Genomic DNA, 17,975 nt, shown 5'->3' with positions numbered 1-17,975 from the left:
ATAATATTCTCCCCTATAAGTTAATTCATTAATAATCTTATAGTTTTTCGCCGTTGGTAGCAATTACATTCTTGTACCATTCAAAAGAATCTTTCTTAAGGCGTTTGCCTGTTCCATTGCCCTCATCATCTAAATCTACATAAATAAAGCCATAACGTTTACTCATTTGTGAGGTACCTGCACTAACTAAATCGATAGGTGCCCAACTAGTATAGCCTAAAAGATCAACACCATCATCAACTGCTTTCTTCATTTCTGAAATATGCTCTTTAAAGTAAGAAATTCTATAGCCATCATGAACTTTGCCATCTTCAACTTTATCAGTTGCACCCATACCATTTTCTACTACAAATAATGGCTTTTGATAGCGATCATAAAGCTGGACTAGAGAAGTTCTTAAACCGACAGAATCAATTGACCAACCCCAAGCTGTAGTCTTCAAATATGGGTTTTTCCCACCAACGACTGTATTTCCTGCAGTCATTTCTAAAGTTGACTCGTCTCCTGCTTCTAGCATCGACATGTAGTAGCTAAATGAAATGAAGTCTACAGTATTTTCTTTTAAAATATGTTTCTCTTCTTTAGTTATATCAAGATTAATATTGTTTCTTTCAAAGAAGCGTAACACTAATTTAGGGTATTCGCCTTTTGCTTGTACATCGGCTGGGTAGTAGTTCATCAGGTTTTTATTTTCAGCTGCCAGAACGTCTTCAGGTTTCGCAGTAGCTGGGTATGTAGTTAACTTAGTCAACATACATCCAACTTGAGAGCCTGGAATGATTTCATGAGCTAGTTTGGTAACCATAGCTGATGCTATAAATTGATTGTGTAAAGCTTGATATTCGTCTTGAAGTAGATTATCTGACTTATCTGGAATAATACCAGCTGAAGTAAACGGATGGCGAGTTACACTATCAATTTCATTAAAGGTTAGCCAATACTTAACATCTGAATAATTATCAAAGCAAACTTTAGCAAATTTAACGAAATAATCGATAATCTTCTTATCGGCCCAGCCGTTATATTTAACTGCTAAATGGAGTGGCATTTCATAGTGAGAAAGTGTAACTAAAGGTTCAATATTGTATTTTCTTAATTCAGCAATTACATTTTTGTAGTACTCAATACCACGTTGATTAGGTGTATCTTCATCACCATTAGGGAAAATTCTAGTCCATGCAATTGAGAATCTTAAAGTTTTAAATCCTAATTCCGCAAATAGCTTGATGTCTTCTTTATAGTGGTGATAGCCGTCAATACCTCTACGTTTAGGGTAAATGTCTGTCGAGAAGTCTTTCATTGCTTTAGCAATATCTTCCGAACTAACAGTAACATTCTTCTTATAGTCTTTGACATCAACGTTAGGTTTATATGTAGCTACATCAGCTACTGACATTCCTTTTCCGTCTTCATTCCATGCACCTTCTACTTGGCTGGCAGCAACAGCTCCACCCCAAAGGAAGTCTTTTCTAAATCCCATAATCTACCTCCGTTATTAGTTATGCATTAGCTAATGAGCCAGTCATATTTTCTGATTGTTCCGCTACTTCAGGAAATGTAAGTTTTTCATCGTGATATTCGGTAACAATCATCATTGTAGTTGGATCAAAGCCCTCTTTTTTAATGTTATCAAGGTCAAATTCAATTAATGTGTCACCTTGTTTTACATGATCGCCTTGTTTTACTTTAACGTCGAAGTAATTGCCATTTAACTTAACAGTATCTAAACCAATATGGAATAAGATTTCAGCTCCGCCATTAAGTTTCATGCCTAATGCGTGACCAGTTTCATAAACCATTAAAATCTCACCATCGGCTGGAGCAGTTAATTTACCCTCGCTTGGCTTTACAGCAATACCTTCACCTAAAAGACCTTGTGAGAACACATCATCATTTACTTCACTCAATGGAATAACTTCACCTTTAACAGGAGCAACTAAAGTATCTGTCTTAGTTTCATTTTTTGCTTCAACTGGATCTTTCCATGCAAAGATACCAATAATGAATGAAAGAACAATTGAAACAGCAAACATAATAATAGCTTTAATCAAGTTTGATGGATCTGATTTATCAACATACATTGGTAAACTTGCAAGACCTGGGCCTACTAAAGCAAAAGCCTTAATACCGAGTAATCCAATAGCACCACCGCCGATAAAGCTAGATGCCATAACTGTAGCCATTGCACGTTTATGTTGAAGAGTAATACCGTAAATAGCTGGTTCAGTAATACCAAATAATGCTGAAATACCTGCTGAAATAGCAGTTGAACGTAATTTAGAATCTTTGGTCTTAATTGCTACAGCAAAAGCCATACCACATTCTGACATGTTGTGTGCTAATGAAGCTGGAAGATAAAGCAATTCTTTGCCAGTTTCACTCATTGAAGCAACTGCATAAGGAATCAAAGCTTTGTGCATACCCATTGAAACCATGATTGGAAGTAATGCTGCCAAAAGTGCAGTAGCCACAAATCCAAAGTGAGTAAACAAGAACATAATTACTGCAGTTAAGCCAACACCGATGTAGTAGCCGATAGGTCCTAAAACGATTAAAGTAGCAATTACAGTAATCGACATACTTAAAAGTGGTACAAAGAAGATTCTAATTGGTTTAGGACACCATTTAGTAATCCACTTTTCTAAGAATGCGTAGAAGAATATTGCTAAGATTGCTGGGAATACCTGTGATGAATAAGTAATGTTGGTAATATGAATACCAAACAGGTTTATCCCCTTGCCTAGAGCTGCAACCATATCTGGTAGAACTAAAGCACTAACAGACGATACAGCAACTAGTTCATTGACCTTTAACTTCTTTGCTGTCGTAAAAGCAACCAAAATAGGCAAGAATGTTAATGGAGCTGAACCAATAAAGTTCAAGACTTGATAAAGTGCACCTTTTTCATTCATCCATCCTAGCATACCGAAAAGCATTACTAAAGCTTTCAATACACCACCACCAGCAATTGCTGGTACTAATGGCTGGAAGATAGCTATCATGTAGTCTAGAGCTACTTGATACCATTTTTGCTTTGGAGCATTACCTGCTGCAGCTTTATTACTATTTAAATTACCTAGAATTTTATTAGCTGCATCAAACATTTCAACAACATTATTACCAATAATTACTTGGCATTGTCCTGAAGCATTAACAGCTCCTAAAACTTCATCAACTTTTTTAAGAGCATCTAAATCGGCCTTATCATAGTCTAGCAATGAAAATCTTAATCTAGTTGAGCAATGAATCAAATTAGCAATGTTGTCTTTACCGCCAACGTACTTGATTATCTGCTCTGCACTTGCATTATAATCAACCATTTATTTTTCCTCCCTTTTTAAGAAAAAACAAAAGGATCCAAAAACAATGCATCCAAAAAAGTATTTCTTGGATAGCATCATTCTCAGATCCTGCCTAATTCAATAGTTACATGTCTTTAAATGATTAATGTTAACTTTTTTAACTTACATTATATATTGTAACCGCTTACTTAATATTTAGCAAGGGCTTTTTAGCATTTTTGTCTATAAATAATTCTGAGTTAAAAAATCGGCTTTAGAGGGGATGTTACAAAAGCAAAAAATATCCAGGGCAAAACCCCAGGTCTTTTTTAGTATCATATTTGACATAAACATCAATTCTTAAAATATTATTTTTATTAATTATACAAGCACTTATAGGTAAAACCCAATTGCATATTTTCACATTTTATTTTTTGCCAAATTTATTAGGATACTGTTACAGCAAATTTCACCTGCTCTTTTGTCCAGCCTCTAATTGCTTTTCGTTTAAAATTATATCGAGTATGGCTATTTTTTACTGACAAAATAGAAGATATTTTTCTATTGTCCCAATTTGATGGACTGAGTTTGAAATGATTCATAATCATCGTCTTAGTTAGTAAATCATCTGCAGTAATGTTAGGATTCTTAATCAAATCCTTGATAGTATCCAGTGTCAAACTATATCGTTTTCCTTGATTGTCCCTAAAGGAATATCTTCCACCAGATGGAGTAAGCTCTTTAATTATGCTTTGGCTACGACATTTTGAATAGATTTTATTAGTTTACTCATCTTAATAATAATTATCATTTTCAAATGGAACCAGTTTAAAGGATGGTTTATTAACTATGCTTAAACGATCTTTGATATGTTTTACCACACTAGGCTTAAATGCATGTTTTGACAATACTTCAGTGTTCTTTGTATCCAATGTCCTTTCAGACGCAGAGTAGTTTACTTCTACTATGTCTGATGCCAAAACACCCATATTATTCTTTTGTTTTGCAAGCATTCTGGTGATTTGGTCACGAATTTTTATGGCCTGTATCCCAGTTTGTGGTGCTACTTGAGCAGAAGTAAGGTATCCATGTTTATTTACGATTTTCTGAATATTACTAATATCAGATTGCTTAACACTTGCTAACACAGTTTTTTTATCTTTTATAACGGCTCTGGTCTTTATTTCTTGTGGATCACGTATATTTTTCTTCCAAAGATCTAAAGCTTTTCGATAATTTAAATTGTAATTTCGGCAAAATTCAATGAGAGATAAGAACTGAGTTCTGTTATAAGTTAACTTGTGAAAACCTTTAAATTTAAAGGGAATTTTTCTGCTATGTAGTAATTTTTCCGGATTACGATGGCCTCGAAACCATCGATCTTTTACCGTTTTCGAGTCTATTCCATTATCTTTTCCAAAGTCTTCAAGATAGTAATAAGTCTTGCCTTTGTAATTAGTTTTAACTTTGTTACCCATAGGATCACTTCTATAGTAAGAATTAGTCTTGGCTCAAATTTATACTATTTCAGCGTAGTAACGATTAATTTAGTTCATTGCTGAATTAAAATCATTGTAATCAGATTCGGGTCTTTCTTCAGAAAAAACCACTTTTAAGACGTGAGCAAACTTATCAAAACTATAGATTTGCTCAAATTCTTCGTGCTCAACAGTAAATTTAATAGTATCAGCTTTTGCTTTAAGCTATAACTCTTGAACGTTTAAATCAATTTCTTGCGTATGATTGTTAGGATGTGTTTCCTGGAAGTGCTGTGATGGAGTTAGTGCAATGATATTTTCACGATAACCAGCAAGTTCAATAAAACTATGTTGAGGGAAAATATGGTGCATTTGAGTAGCTTTTCCGCTTAAAATCTTTAGGTACATTCATCATACGCATTAATTCTCTAACTGAGAACACACGGTCATCAACAGGATGAACTGTATTTTGACTAGCAAGAATAATATTTCTAGTATGAATAACATTTCTTCTTGCGCTCTTGCTCCTACTAAATAACCTCCACCGGGATTCTTAAAATCAGCAAAGCTTAATGCTGCAATCTTTTTATCCGGAAATTGCTCACGTGCATTAACCATTGCTTGAGGCGTACCAATCGATTGATAAATAATCTCTGTATCTGGATTATTAAATTTATCCTTGTCACTTTCTTGGTAAACAATACTATTAGCAATTGATTCGTTTATCTCTTTTTCCCACTTTTGTTCCATATCTTTATTATGCTTCAAAGCCTGTAATGCATATTTATCAAAAAATCCCATGTTTACTTCTCTTTCCTTAAATAGTTAATTCTTTAACTACTTTATTATAGTTAAATTGTAGAATACTTTATAGATTAATATTTTTGCATACAAAAAATCTAAAACTTTACGTTTTAGATTTTATCTATTATTTTATTACATACATTAAACCAAATATCTCAACCAAAGTGAGCCATCATCAAACTTTTGTACCGTTTCAAGCTTCAATTTTATAGGTTTTTCATTTTCAGCTCGTCCATCAAATAAACTAGGCTGATTAATTCTACCATCAATTGCAGGTCCTATTACTAAACTAACTTCATCAATTAAGCCAGCTTGTAAAAATCCTCCATTAATTTTTCCGCCACCTACAATAGCTACTCTTTCGACATTAAATTCATCTGCTAAGATTTTCATCGCACGAGTTAAATCAATTTTGTCTTTTCCAGTTGCAATCCAAGATATTCCCTGTTTATTCAAGTAGGACGCATATTCTTGACTTGCTTGTTCACTCATCAAAATTAAATGTGGCTTAATTGCGTCGTGATCATCCCTCCACAACAAAGTACCATGAGTATCTGTAACAATTTCGAATTTGTTTGAGTTACTATTTTTCTTAAAAGCTTCATGTCCAATTGGAGTAGCATCTTGTGCCTTAAACAAATCCCCATCAGTTAATTCAGTAGCTGCAGTAACTTTTCCGCTGATTCTTGTTGGGGCATTAATTTCATCTAAGGCTTCATAATAAGTATTGTTACCTGGAATTTGGGCAGTCATTCCGCAATCAATTCGCCCATCAATTGACATCATCATATGACAAATAATATAAGGTTTATTCATAATTTCAATCTCTTTCTATTAATGTTGAGTTTATTATAAAGAATATTTTTACTAATGATAAATACTTATTGATTCTGTTGAGCAATAGCTTTTAGTTATGCTAAAACAATACTTATGCTAAACAACTCCTATTAACAGAATATTCTAATACCAATTTTATATTTTAAATATAAATTGTATTAATAATATTTATTAAATTATTGATATTATTTATTATTCAAAAAATCTTCCCATCAGTTATAACTTAGCTGAAAAAATAGCGGAACAGTAAGTTCCGCTATAATATAGTCTTAATTTATATTAAAAATAAAGATAATGCATGATGCTAGTAAAGAGTTTATATAAATTTTTAAGCCACATTAACTCCAACATTACTATTAATTTCGTCAATTGCTGTTCTTATCTTTTTCCAAGTTGTTATATCAGCTCCAAAAAGTTCCGAAATTGTACCATAATTTATAAATGGAGACTCTTGGAGCACATGCATATCAGTCAATGTACCATTTTTAACGATATACTCAATAATCTCATTTATGAAGTATATTTGTTGTTTATTTAATTGAACTTTATCCAAATACTTACTAAATGCTTTTTTAGCAGCATTCATATTCAATCCAACTATACTACGTATAAATTGTCCTGGAGTTTTATTGCCATATTCTTTTTGATATTCTTCCTTAGTACCTAATTCTTTCCATAGAATTTTTTCTAATCGAACCAAGTCTTGAGTACTTAAAGGTGCGTTATCTTTAACTTTAAGAATTAATTCTTCACCTTGATGCTGCTTAATATAGAATTCAACCTTGGCTCTATAATTCTCCAAAGAGTTATTTTCAAGATTAGCTTCATGAATAGAAGTATCCAAAATACTATCAGCAAAATCAGTATGATAAATTATACTCTTTTTTGGTAAATATTGTATTAACTCCCTAATATTCTTTCTAATATATTCTAAATCTTTTATATTTGCCTGTTTTAGATAATCATCTTCCAATATGTACTCTATTAATTCAAATTTTTCTTTAACTTGTGGAATACTCGATAATTTCTTTAATTGAGAAACCTTATTACACAAGTCTGTTTTCAATCGACCATATGATTTTTCAGATATTTTAGCTAATTCCATCTTGTAAATTAAAGCATCGAATCGTAATGCATTAACTTCATCATCATCAGGTAAAATTAAAGGTGCCAATTCTTTTTTTATCCCTAAAATATCTTCATATGTTAGATTGTTATAATTTTCAATATTAGAAAATTTATCGACATATGCAAGATGTTGTTTAACAGCAAAATTTTGTCTATTTAATTCCTTAACTTTTTTAACTAAGCAATTAACTAGATTTTGTCTATATTTATCAAATTCCTTAATTTGATATGACTTTTCTTGTAGTTGTCGAACCAATTCTAACTTCAAGTTAAATAACGCACTTTGCAATGTTTCTTGAATTCCTGGTTCATTTCCTTTTTTCATACGAAAAAATTTAAAATTATCACAAAAATCAAAAATATAAAATTCCTGCTTATCTTTTCCATCCATTAAAAGAGGGCATATACGAGTCCCTCGACCAATCATTTGAAAAAACTTAGCTCTACTCATTACCTTTTTGAAAAATACTAAGTTCAAACATTCAGGAATATCAATTCCTGTGTCTAACATATCAACTGAAATAGCAATTTGAGGTAATTTTTTAGGATCTGAAAACTCATCAATTGCACTTTGGGAATAATTAGTATAATTATCAATTACCATTGCGTATGGCTGACCATTACTTTTTTTATAATACTGAGGATATTCTTCTTCAAAAACTTTCAAAATTTCTTCAGCATGTTGATGATTTTTAGCAAAAATAATGGTTTTACCTATTTTTTCTCCATAATTAACTTTTAATCCTTGTTCCATTACTTTATTTAAAACTTGACAAATTGTATCTCTATTAAATAACCATTTGTTTAGTTTACCGGAATCAATTTTTTTAGGTAATTTACCGTTTTCAGTGGTAAAAGTTTCTTCGTATTCTTCTTTTTCTTGCGATGTTAATTCGTCATAACTAATTCCATTTTCCATAAAGTTCAATTGAGTTTCAATAGACTTATATGGAACCAAATATCCATCTTTTACTGCTTGAGCAAGATTATATCCATAAGTCGGCACACCATCCTCTAAATTAAAAATAGAATAGGTATTTTTATCAATATCATCCTTTGGCGTAGCTGTTAATCCAACTAAAAGTGAATCAAAATAAGTAAATATATTTTTATACTTATTATAAATTGAACGGTGAGCTTCATCGACAATTATTAAATCAAAATGTCCAGCAGTATAGAGCTTTTTATTTTCATCATCTGTAGCACTATCAATTACATTCATCATTGTTGCATATGTTGAAAATACACAACGGGCATTATAGTTTTTCTTATCTTTTACTAAGTTTGTTGTTGATAAGCTAGGCAACAAATTAGTAAAACTTCTCTTTGCTTGAGTTACTAGTGCATCTCTATCTGCTAAAAATAAAACATGTTTAATCCAACCTGCATTTAGTAAAACTTTCACTAGTCCTACAGCAGTTCTAGTTTTACCTGATCCAGTGGCCATAACTAATAAAGCTTTACGTCTATTTTCATCAGAAAAACTTTCACATGTAGCTTGAATAGCTGCTTTTTGATAATAACGGCCTGCAATATTATTATCTACTTTAATATCGGCTAATGGTCGGCGAACCTTTTGTAAATTAAATAGCTTTTCTAAGTCACGTTTAGAATAAATAGATGACACTCGTCTTTCAGGATATTTATTATCAATAATTCGAGTTTCAAATCCATTGCTTAAAAATACAATTGGTCTTCGCCCATATTGTTTTTCTATTAAATCTGCATATAGCTTGGCTTGTTGACGACCAACAGCAACATCTTTACAAGTTCTTTTAGCTTCAATAACTGCAAGTGGTTGATACGCATCATCATATAATACATAATCAGCAAAACCCTTACCAGATTTATTTGGCATACCTTTAAGTTCTACTTCATTTACCCAATTCTCTCCTTCAACCCAACCAGCTTCTGCTAACATCGCATCTATATAAATCTTTCTAGTTTTATATTCTGAAATTCCAAATGGTTTGGGATTGTAAGTGTCTCTTTGGGCCTTTCTTTGAGCAGTCATTGACTTTTGCAAAGGTTTATTCTTATTAGTAAGAGTTTCCAAAGAAATTGTTGCCTCTTTAGCTATGTCAGGAATAAATTCTAATTGATATTTTCCAATAATTGATTTATCAAAGTCCTTTTTTTGATAATTGCTTCCATAACAATAATCAAGCATATCAAAAAAACTATGTAATGCTTTTAAACATAGAACTGCTTCATCAGATGTAACTTTTTTATTAGTATGTACTGCAACGTTTCCTAGACGACGAATTAGTTCTAATCCTTGCCAAGTAGTTTCATCAACAATATCTTTAAAATCTATTGTATTCATCAAAGTTACTAACTTATCTTGATATGGGGTTGTCAAATCTGCATCTACTGAATACATCCACTTTATTGCTAGTTCCATTGAACGTCGACAATTAATTATTGAACTTGCTGGTTCAATAGTAGCCATTTTCTCTGCCATTATTGCTATTTTTACAAAGTCTTTAAATTGTGACTCATTTAACAAATAATCAAAATTAGTCATACTTACTATCTCCCAATTTTATTTATAATTTTACTTAAAAGTTTTTTATTTAAGTATACTATATTTTCAAATTTTGATTTGTCGACTTGTTGGACGAAGTCAGCGAATTCATTTTGGAGTTCTAAAGGTGTCCTAATAATTTTTTGTTTATGTACATCGTTTCTATTCAGTGTAGGAACTCCAGCACCATTATAAAACCGCTCTAAGCGAAACATTTGTAATAAATACTGTAAATACACAATATTATTACCATGTGTGTCTACAGAAAATAAAGATGTATTTAATGGCCAATATTTACCATCTTCTCTATAAACATTGCCAATAGTTCCTGATCTACCTGTAATTATGCCATGCTTAGCTTTAAATTCAGTATGATATCCTAAAACTCCATTTGAACCAAAAACCGGAATATCACCATTTGAATTTCTTTTTTTAACAGGTAAATCATATCCTCTTTGTAATTTCACCACATTTATAAAAAAGTCTACTGGTTTATTTAATGAATTACAAATTGGATCTCCAAACATCTCGACAAATCGGGCTTTGATCAGTTCATCAAGTTTATTTAATTCTTGTAATTTTAAACTAAGTGATTTATTCACCATATTTAAAACAAATGCCATTTTTTTCTGTTCACTTAATGAAGGATAAGGAATTGTTACGTTTTCAAAATCCTTTTTTGTCACATGCTTCATTGTTGCACCATGTGTTAACTGCTTCATTTTACTTAAATTATATTTAACAGCGTATACAAAATAGTCTCTATTTATTTCTTTTTTATTAAATTCAACTTTAAAAATATGTTGATTTAATAAAGCTTTTCCACCATTCCAAACATATATTCCGAGACTTGCAGACCAAGAAATTAACACATTACCATTATTTATCTCAATATTAGCTGGATACTTTCCATTATAGTAACCTTTATCCTCTACACTTCCCGTCAGATCCTGGATACGAATAATTGGTAATCCCTTACTGCCACGGTCTTTAGGTTTAAATGCATAACCATTAGTATATGTTGCAATATCTCCTAATTTAGTATAAGTTCTATTCAATTCTTCCCCTACAAACCTGAATTTGCTAGGATATATATTTTCTATGAGCAGCTTTTACATTATTTTGATTAACAATTGCATATTGCATTGTAGTATCTATTTGTGAATGACCTAAAATCTTCTGAACTTGTTCAATAGGCATTCCTTTATCAATAGCTCGTGTAGCCATACTTCGTCTAAATTTATGAGGATGAATTCTATGTAAATGTAATTTTCTTCCAAGTTGACGGAGTCTAATTTCTACTCCGCTAATCTTTAAACGATTATATGGTTTATCTAATGATACAAATAAAGCTGGATTATTATCTTTTCTGGTCTTCAAATAATTAATGAGATGAATTTTGGACTTAGCATCAAAATATACTCGTCTCTCTTTATTTCCCTTTCCAAATACAATACATTCACGTTCAGAGAAATTAATATCATTTTTATTTAAACCTACCAATTCTCCAACTCGTATACCTGTAGAATATAATAAATCAATCATAGCTATATCTCGTAAACAAGAACAACCATCTCTTAATTTTTCAATATCTTCATCTGTAATTACATTTTTCACAAGTTTTTCTGAACGAATTTTGTGAATTCTTCTCATTGGGCTTTTTAATATATAATCTTCCTCTTCAAGCCAAGAAAAGAAACTGGATATATTACGTCGAATATTATCAATTGTAGTTTTACCACAATTATTTATTTTTTGATAATTTACTAAATACTCCCGCATTTCTTCGGTAGTAATTCTTCGTATTGGTCGAATGATTTTACTTAATAATTGTTCAATAGTAACTTTATAATATTTGATAGTTCTATCTGTACAGCCTTCCATTTTTTTAGCTTCAAGAAATTTTTCTAAATATTCTTTATTACTAATTTTTCTTTTCCTTGTTTTTCTTTCAACCAGATGTTTAAGCATTACTTCCTGAAGTCGTTTTAACTGTGCTGCATTAAGCACTTCAGCCATTTCGTTTATTATTTCGACAAATTTTTCATTCATAGTGAATCTCCTAGTTATAGAGTCTTTTCACTATTAAACCATTTTTTAGCCAAAATATTCTTGCATTAAGCTATCAAAAAGTTTTTGAGTTTCATCAAGTGACTTTTGAACTGCAACTTTTGATTTGTCGACTTGTTGGACGAAGTCAGCGAATTCATTTTGAAGGGAAAGCGGGGGTAAAATAATTTTCAATTTTTCTAATTGTTGTTTGGTAATAGCTTGTCTAGTAGCACCACCTGAAGAACCAATAGATAATAACGTATTCTTGAATGAATAATTAAGAAATAATTTATTTATAAAAATAGGATTCAATATATCAGTTTTACATCTAACGATAGAAACATGCTGGTTTACTCGTGCAGGTAATATATGATTAGGAACTACACATGATCTTGCAACTGAAGCTCCCGTTATATTTATAAGTACATCAAGTGATTCTATTTCAACATTTGAAAGTTGATTTGCTTGTTTCGTATCAATATATGCCAAATCTTTATATTCAAAGTATCCGTCATGTACATTCATACTTCTTATAAATGAAACCCCAGATTTTTTGTAGCTTTCTTTTCCACCTTTTGGGGTAGCTCCTGATCCAATTTTATTAGTCAATTCTTTTAAATTTCGTACTTTCCAATTTTTATCATTATTAACTGGATCCCCAAACATCTCGACAAATCGGGCTTTGATCAGTTCATCTAATTTATTTAATTCTTTATTTTTAGCTTCAATAATAGAATTCAGGTTATCTAAAATAGTAACGATATCTTTTTGTTTAACTTTATCAGGATAGTTTATTTTTACCTCTTTAAGCCACTTAAAATGTCGATTATATCCGGTATTAGGAATGTGGGCATTTTTAAGGGCATAGTATAAATACTTGTAGTTTACATCAGTTTCTTTACCCTTTAATACTTTTACTCCATCAGCCCCTAAAAAAAATGGTTTATCAACATACTTCACTATTCTAGTATGGTCACCGAAAACTATTACAGGTACATCTTTAAATAAACCTTTTGTTCGATTAGTATATCCTGCAATTATATCTTGTCCTTGATCTATTACTATATTTTTCCCATGAGTTAAATAATCTTCTTTTGGAATTTTAGTTCCATATCTCGTTACATCTTTAAAAAGAGTTACAAAACTTTTAATCAAATCTCACCCTACAAACCTGAATTTGTTTTTCCTTTCTAATCTTTTAAAAGAGCTTTCAACTCTTGTAATGCGTCATTTGCTTCTTTATCTAACTTTTCAATTTCAGCAATAATCTCCTCTGTTGGTGGATATTCAACTGGTTTATACTCAATTTCCTTATAACGGTTAATTGAAAGATCATAATCATTATCAACGATATCTTTTTTGCCTACCATAAATGACTTTTCAGTCTTTTTACGATCAATTTCTTTGTCTAAATGCTTAAATCTTTCAATAATATCAGGAATATCGTTTTCTTTCACTTGAGTTCTCTTATCATCAAGTGAAAAACCATCAGCCGTCATATCATAGAACCAAACTTTATCAGTTCCACCAGTACCTGTCTTAGTAAAAATTAAAATTGCAGTTGAAACGCCAGCATAAGGCTTAAATACACCGGACGGCATTGAAATTACTGCTTCTAAATTATTATTTTCAACTAATTCTTTTCTAATTGCTTTATGCGCCTTAGATGAACCAAATAAAACACCATCGGGAACAATACAAGCACATCTACCACCTACTCTTAACATCTTTAGGAATAAAGTTAAAAATAGTAATTCAGTTTTCTTTGTCTTAGCGACTTTAAGCAAATCATCAGAAACAGTATCATAGTCTAAGCTACCTTTAAAAGGAGGATTAGCCATAATCAAAGAGTATTCATCCCTATCAGTATTCTGATCAGATAAACTATCTTGATAATCAATATTGGGATTTTCTACTCTGTGTGTCAACATATTCATTGCACTGATACGAAGCATAGTTTGATCTGTATCATATCCTGTAAACATTTCATTATTGAAATAATATTTATTCTCTTTATTATAGAAAATTTTATCCTTTTTATTATCTTGTTGAAGATATTCAGCTGCTTCTACTAGAAATCCTGCAGTTCCTGCAGCAGGATCACAGATTTTATCATCTGCTTGTGGATTCATTAATTCAACTATCATTTTAATAATATGACGTGGAGTTCTAAACTGACCATTTCGACCAGCTGTAGCTAATTTACCTAACAGATATTCATAAACATCTCCTCTAATATCAGCTCTTTTAGCCACATCACTATCCATTAAACGATATATTTCATCTAATGATTCAACTACTTTAGATAATAATCCAGGTGTAGGAATTAAAAAAGTAGCATCTTTCATATGTCTAGCAAAAGAACTATCTTCCCCATTTTTCAAATTTTTAATAAACGGAAAAACTTCATTTTGAACAATATTAAACATTCTATTTGGATCAAAATCTTTAAATGTTGACCATCTTAGTTCATCCCCATTTACACTAAAATCATCATCTATTTGTATTTCGCCATCAAAAATAGATTTGTAATCATTTAGTCCTAATAACAAATTATCTTTCTTCTTGTTATTATCTAAATCATCTAAATCTTTAATAAACATTAGATATGTAATTTGTTCAATAACATTTAAAGGATTGGTTAAACCTCCAGCTGCAAATGTATCCCACAAACTATCTATTTTACTTTTCAATTCACCATTAATCATTTATTTAAACTCCTAAAAACTAGTTTTACATTACAATGTCATATTTTACCTTTAATCAATGTTTTGTAACAAGTTTATTTTTTACTCTATTTTTCTACATACTGCAAGTATAACGTCTAAGTTCTAATAAACTCATCTTCATTAATTCCATGTAAAGATTCTTGCAATGTTTTCATTTTTAAATTTCCTAATATTTTTTATACATTCTATTATTCAAAATAAAAAATATATCTAGGAAAAACTAAATTCCCAGACATATCTATTTTATATTATTAAGCATTAATAAAAATTGGTCTTATCTCTGCTCAGCAAAATCGCTAGTTTTCATCATAATTATTTCTCAGTAGCAAAATCTGCAATGTCAATTTTTTCTCTTTTAGCACCGCTATATTTGTATAAGAAAAATACACTCTTTTCATTATTATCCCATGCACTAGTTGGATAGTAGCCATTTTTATGGGCATATTTATGATAAAGACCAACCATTGGATAGTATCCCGGTCCATCAGAATAGCTTTGCGCCATTAAGCTAAAGATTTGCTGACCTTCTTGAGGAGTTATGTGATTAATATCTTTAACTTTAATCTTAGCTCCTTTTAGATTCTTTTTAGCGAAATCAACTTGCCATTGTGCTTGCTCGACTAAAGCCATAGTAGGGGTCTTTTTATTTAAAACATCTTGAGCATTCTTAATGGCATTATCATAAGTTGTACGATTAGCCCAAGTTTCTAAGCGATATTTATCACTCTTCTTTATACTATTTTCGTCAGCAATTGAGTCTTTTAATTTAGTTAATTGACTTTCACTTGCAACAGTATTAGCTGACTTTTCAGCACTAGATGCAGTGTTTATCGGTTTTAATTTAAGGCCCCTAATGTCAACATCACTAGCTTTAACATAAACATCATTGATGGCAGTATCAATTCCTGTATCCTCTGCTCCCCATTGTATGAAGATAGACTTTTCTAAATGGTAATAAAGGTCAGTTTGCTTAGTTTTAGAATTATAGATATATACAGCTTCATTAGCAGCTAAGTCATCCCCGTCATCAACTTTTAGAGTAGTTTTATCACCATTAAAATTATAGTAAACAGGATCTACACCTTTTTTAAAGCTGATTAAGCTATAATGTAAATCATTGTAACTTACATCTTCCAAATATTGCTTAGAGAGAACTGAGCCACCCGACCAATCATATGGACCTGTAGTAGAATTAGGGTATTCAGTAGCTAAGTCACTATCAAGGTAATCCTTGGTTCCAGCTACATGGTAATAAACCATAGTGTAATCACTTACGCCTTGCCTAATTGCTTGATCTACTTTAAGAGTTTTACCAGCCTTAACTAATTTATTTGTAGCTTGGAATTTATCATTTAAGTAATAAGTGTCTCTTGTAACAGTTACTTCAATAGGTCCTTTGGTAAAAAGTGCCTTTCCATTTATAGTATTAATGTTATTTGCTTTGATATATTTATTTTTTGCAATTTTGAAAAACCACTTTTTACCAATTTTATAGTTTGGAATATGTCTAAGTTTAGTTTCTCCTACATTAGCATAGTAATAATATTGGCTTTTACCATCTTTAACTGAACCATAGTAATTAATTAAAGTACCGGTCTTCAAAGTAACTTTATTTGCGCGTTTTCCTTTATTGTTGTAGATGTAAGCATTATGCGAAATAAACATTACACCTTTACCATCTAATTTTGAAACATCAGAATTTTTAATATATTTCCCATTGCCAACGTTATAGTAAGTATATGGGGTTTTATAATATTTACTTTTAACTGTTAGTTTTATAGTAGTACCAGCAGGGAAATAGGCCTTTTTATTACGAAAACTCTTCAATCGTTTTCCATTTTTATCGTAAATATAGGAATTACGACTAACCTTAACAGATTTTTCTCCGATACCTTGAGTGTTGCTTGTCTTGATATAGCCACCATCACCTAAATAATAGAAGCTAGTATTTCCAATTATTACTTCATCTCCATAACCAGTATAGGGAATCTTTTCAGAATCATCATAAATGCTACTTTTAACTTTAAAAGTTTTATTTGCTGAAACTTTACTATTATAATCTTGAGAAAACTTACCATTTTTTCTAGTGTAGTAATTAGCTGCAGCATAATCAGGAGCTGATTTTATTGTAATAGTTTGACTTTTTGCTTCAACCTGTTTTGAATTTATTGTAGCAGTAGGTACTAAAAATAAAGCTGCTATTGAAGTGAAAAGAAACTTTTTATTAATTTTCATTATATTTCCCCTTTCATTTATTTAAGTTTCTACTAAAATAATTATATCTTATTTTTTCTGTGTTTTCTTATTTTGTACCCCTACTAAAAGTAGGTATGATTAAAGATAGGAGATGACAAAAATGAAAATGTACGTTGTTGATGCTTTTACTAAAGAACTATTTAAAGGCAATCCAGCTGCGGTTTGTATTGTAAATGAATGGCCTAATACTGAGTTAATGCGCAAGATTGCGATGGAAAATCGTTTTTCTGAGACTGCGTTCACAATTAAAATAGATAATACTCATTATAAGTTACGTTGGTTTACACCCGGTGGTGAAATTGACCTATGCGGGCACGCAACACTAGCAACTGCTTTTGTTGTATTTAACAAGATTGGGGTTAAAGGGGATGCTCATAAGATAGTTTTTTTTACAAAAAGTGGTGATTTAATAGTTACTAAAAATGATGACCGCTATGAAATGAGTTTCCCATCTTATAATTTAAAGAAAATTCCAGTTACGAATGAGATGACCGATGCTTTTGGCAAAACTCCAATTGAAGCATATTTAGGTAGAGACTTGCTTTGCATTTTTGACGATGAAAATTTTGTCAAAAATATGAATCCTAATCAAGAAAAACTTGCTCACCTTCCTGGCTTATTGCAACATGCCACTGCTAAAGGAACAAAATTTGATTGTGTTTCAAGATCTTTTGCCCCAAAATTATCAGTTCCAGAAGATCCCGTTTGCGGAAGTGGTCATTGCCACATTATTCCATATTGGGCTAAACAGCTTAATAAAAATGATTTGGTTGCCTTTCAAGCATCCCCTCGCAGCGGAATCCTTTATTGCACTTATCTTGGAAAAGATACAATTCTTGCGGGAAACGCTGTTCTTTACTCAGAAGGAAAATTAAACATATAA

At 31.1% G+C, this 17,975-nt stretch carries 14 protein-coding genes; 1 reads left to right on the top strand and 13 read right to left on the bottom strand.

Translation table 11 applies throughout. The features are described from left to right. Nucleotides 1–37 precede the first annotated feature (37 nt). From FOD82_RS09370 to FOD82_RS09310, 13 genes are all read right to left on the bottom strand, one after another. Complete coding sequence (locus tag FOD82_RS09370; RefSeq protein WP_144356208.1) at nucleotides 38–1,480, bottom strand: glycoside hydrolase family 1 protein; 1,443 nt, start codon at nucleotides 1,478–1,480, stop codon at nucleotides 38–40. A gap of 19 nt (nucleotides 1,481–1,499) precedes the next feature. Then, nucleotides 1,500–3,320 (bottom strand): beta-glucoside-specific PTS transporter subunit IIABC, encoded by a 1,821-nt coding sequence (locus FOD82_RS09365; protein WP_144356207.1) that lies wholly within the window; start codon nucleotides 3,318–3,320, stop codon nucleotides 1,500–1,502. A gap of 407 nt (nucleotides 3,321–3,727) precedes the next feature. Then, entirely contained in the window at nucleotides 3,728–3,961 is a 234-nt protein-coding gene (locus FOD82_RS09360; RefSeq protein WP_144356206.1) for a hypothetical protein, read from the bottom strand. Nucleotides 3,962–4,075: 114 nt separating this feature from the next. After that, on the bottom strand, nucleotides 4,076–4,759 hold the full coding sequence (locus FOD82_RS09355) for a hypothetical protein (protein WP_144356205.1): 684 nt from the start codon (nucleotides 4,757–4,759) through the stop codon (nucleotides 4,076–4,078). 225 nt (nucleotides 4,760–4,984) lie between these two features. After that, the gene (locus FOD82_RS09350; RefSeq protein ID WP_144356204.1) at nucleotides 4,985–5,167 is read right to left on the bottom strand and encodes a hypothetical protein; all 183 of its coding nucleotides are present in this window, start codon (nucleotides 5,165–5,167) and stop codon (nucleotides 4,985–4,987) included. A gap of 12 nt (nucleotides 5,168–5,179) precedes the next feature. Further along, entirely contained in the window at nucleotides 5,180–5,560 is a 381-nt protein-coding gene (locus FOD82_RS09345) for a poly(ADP-ribose) glycohydrolase domain-containing protein (protein ID WP_144356203.1), read from the bottom strand. A gap of 144 nt (nucleotides 5,561–5,704) precedes the next feature. Then, nucleotides 5,705–6,379: a dihydrofolate reductase family protein gene (locus FOD82_RS09340; RefSeq protein ID WP_144356202.1), complete on the bottom strand. Its 675-nt coding sequence runs from the start codon at nucleotides 6,377–6,379 to the stop codon at nucleotides 5,705–5,707. A 349-nt stretch (nucleotides 6,380–6,728) separates the two neighbouring features. Further along, nucleotides 6,729–10,064, bottom strand: a complete 3,336-nt coding sequence (locus FOD82_RS09335) for a DEAD/DEAH box helicase family protein (RefSeq protein WP_144356201.1) — start codon at nucleotides 10,062–10,064, stop codon at nucleotides 6,729–6,731. Next, nucleotides 10,061–11,113: a restriction endonuclease subunit S gene (locus tag FOD82_RS09330; RefSeq protein ID WP_144356200.1), complete on the bottom strand. Its 1,053-nt coding sequence runs from the start codon at nucleotides 11,111–11,113 to the stop codon at nucleotides 10,061–10,063. Before FOD82_RS09330 ends, FOD82_RS09335 begins: the two co-directional genes overlap by 4 nt. A gap of 25 nt (nucleotides 11,114–11,138) precedes the next feature. Further along, nucleotides 11,139–12,107 carry a site-specific tyrosine recombinase/integron integrase gene (gene xerA / locus FOD82_RS09325; protein ID WP_144356199.1) on the bottom strand — a complete coding sequence of 323 codons (969 nt, stop codon included), beginning with the start codon at nucleotides 12,105–12,107 and terminating at the stop codon, nucleotides 11,139–11,141. Between the two features lie 45 nt (nucleotides 12,108–12,152). Next, complete coding sequence (locus FOD82_RS09320; RefSeq protein WP_144356198.1) at nucleotides 12,153–13,262, bottom strand: restriction endonuclease subunit S; 1,110 nt, start codon at nucleotides 13,260–13,262, stop codon at nucleotides 12,153–12,155. Between the two features lie 35 nt (nucleotides 13,263–13,297). Further along, nucleotides 13,298–14,815, bottom strand: a complete 1,518-nt coding sequence (locus FOD82_RS09315; RefSeq protein WP_144356197.1) for a class I SAM-dependent DNA methyltransferase — start codon at nucleotides 14,813–14,815, stop codon at nucleotides 13,298–13,300. 333 nt (nucleotides 14,816–15,148) lie between these two features. Continuing rightward, nucleotides 15,149–17,071, bottom strand: a complete 1,923-nt coding sequence (locus FOD82_RS09310; RefSeq protein ID WP_144356196.1) for an SLAP domain-containing protein — start codon at nucleotides 17,069–17,071, stop codon at nucleotides 15,149–15,151. Nucleotides 17,072–17,192: 121 nt separating this feature from the next. Here FOD82_RS09310 and FOD82_RS09305 point away from each other — a divergent pair, with 121 nt between their 5' ends. Further along, the gene (locus FOD82_RS09305; RefSeq protein WP_144356195.1) at nucleotides 17,193–17,975 is read left to right on the top strand and encodes a PhzF family phenazine biosynthesis protein; all 783 of its coding nucleotides are present in this window, start codon (nucleotides 17,193–17,195) and stop codon (nucleotides 17,973–17,975) included.

Origin of the sequence: Lactobacillus sp. LL6, assembly GCF_007570935.1 — a bacterium.
Lineage (GTDB): Bacteria > Bacillota > Bacilli > Lactobacillales > Lactobacillaceae > Lactobacillus.
The sequence above is the reverse complement of the archived record's forward strand: the minus strand, read 5'-3'. Positions and strand labels throughout refer to the sequence as shown.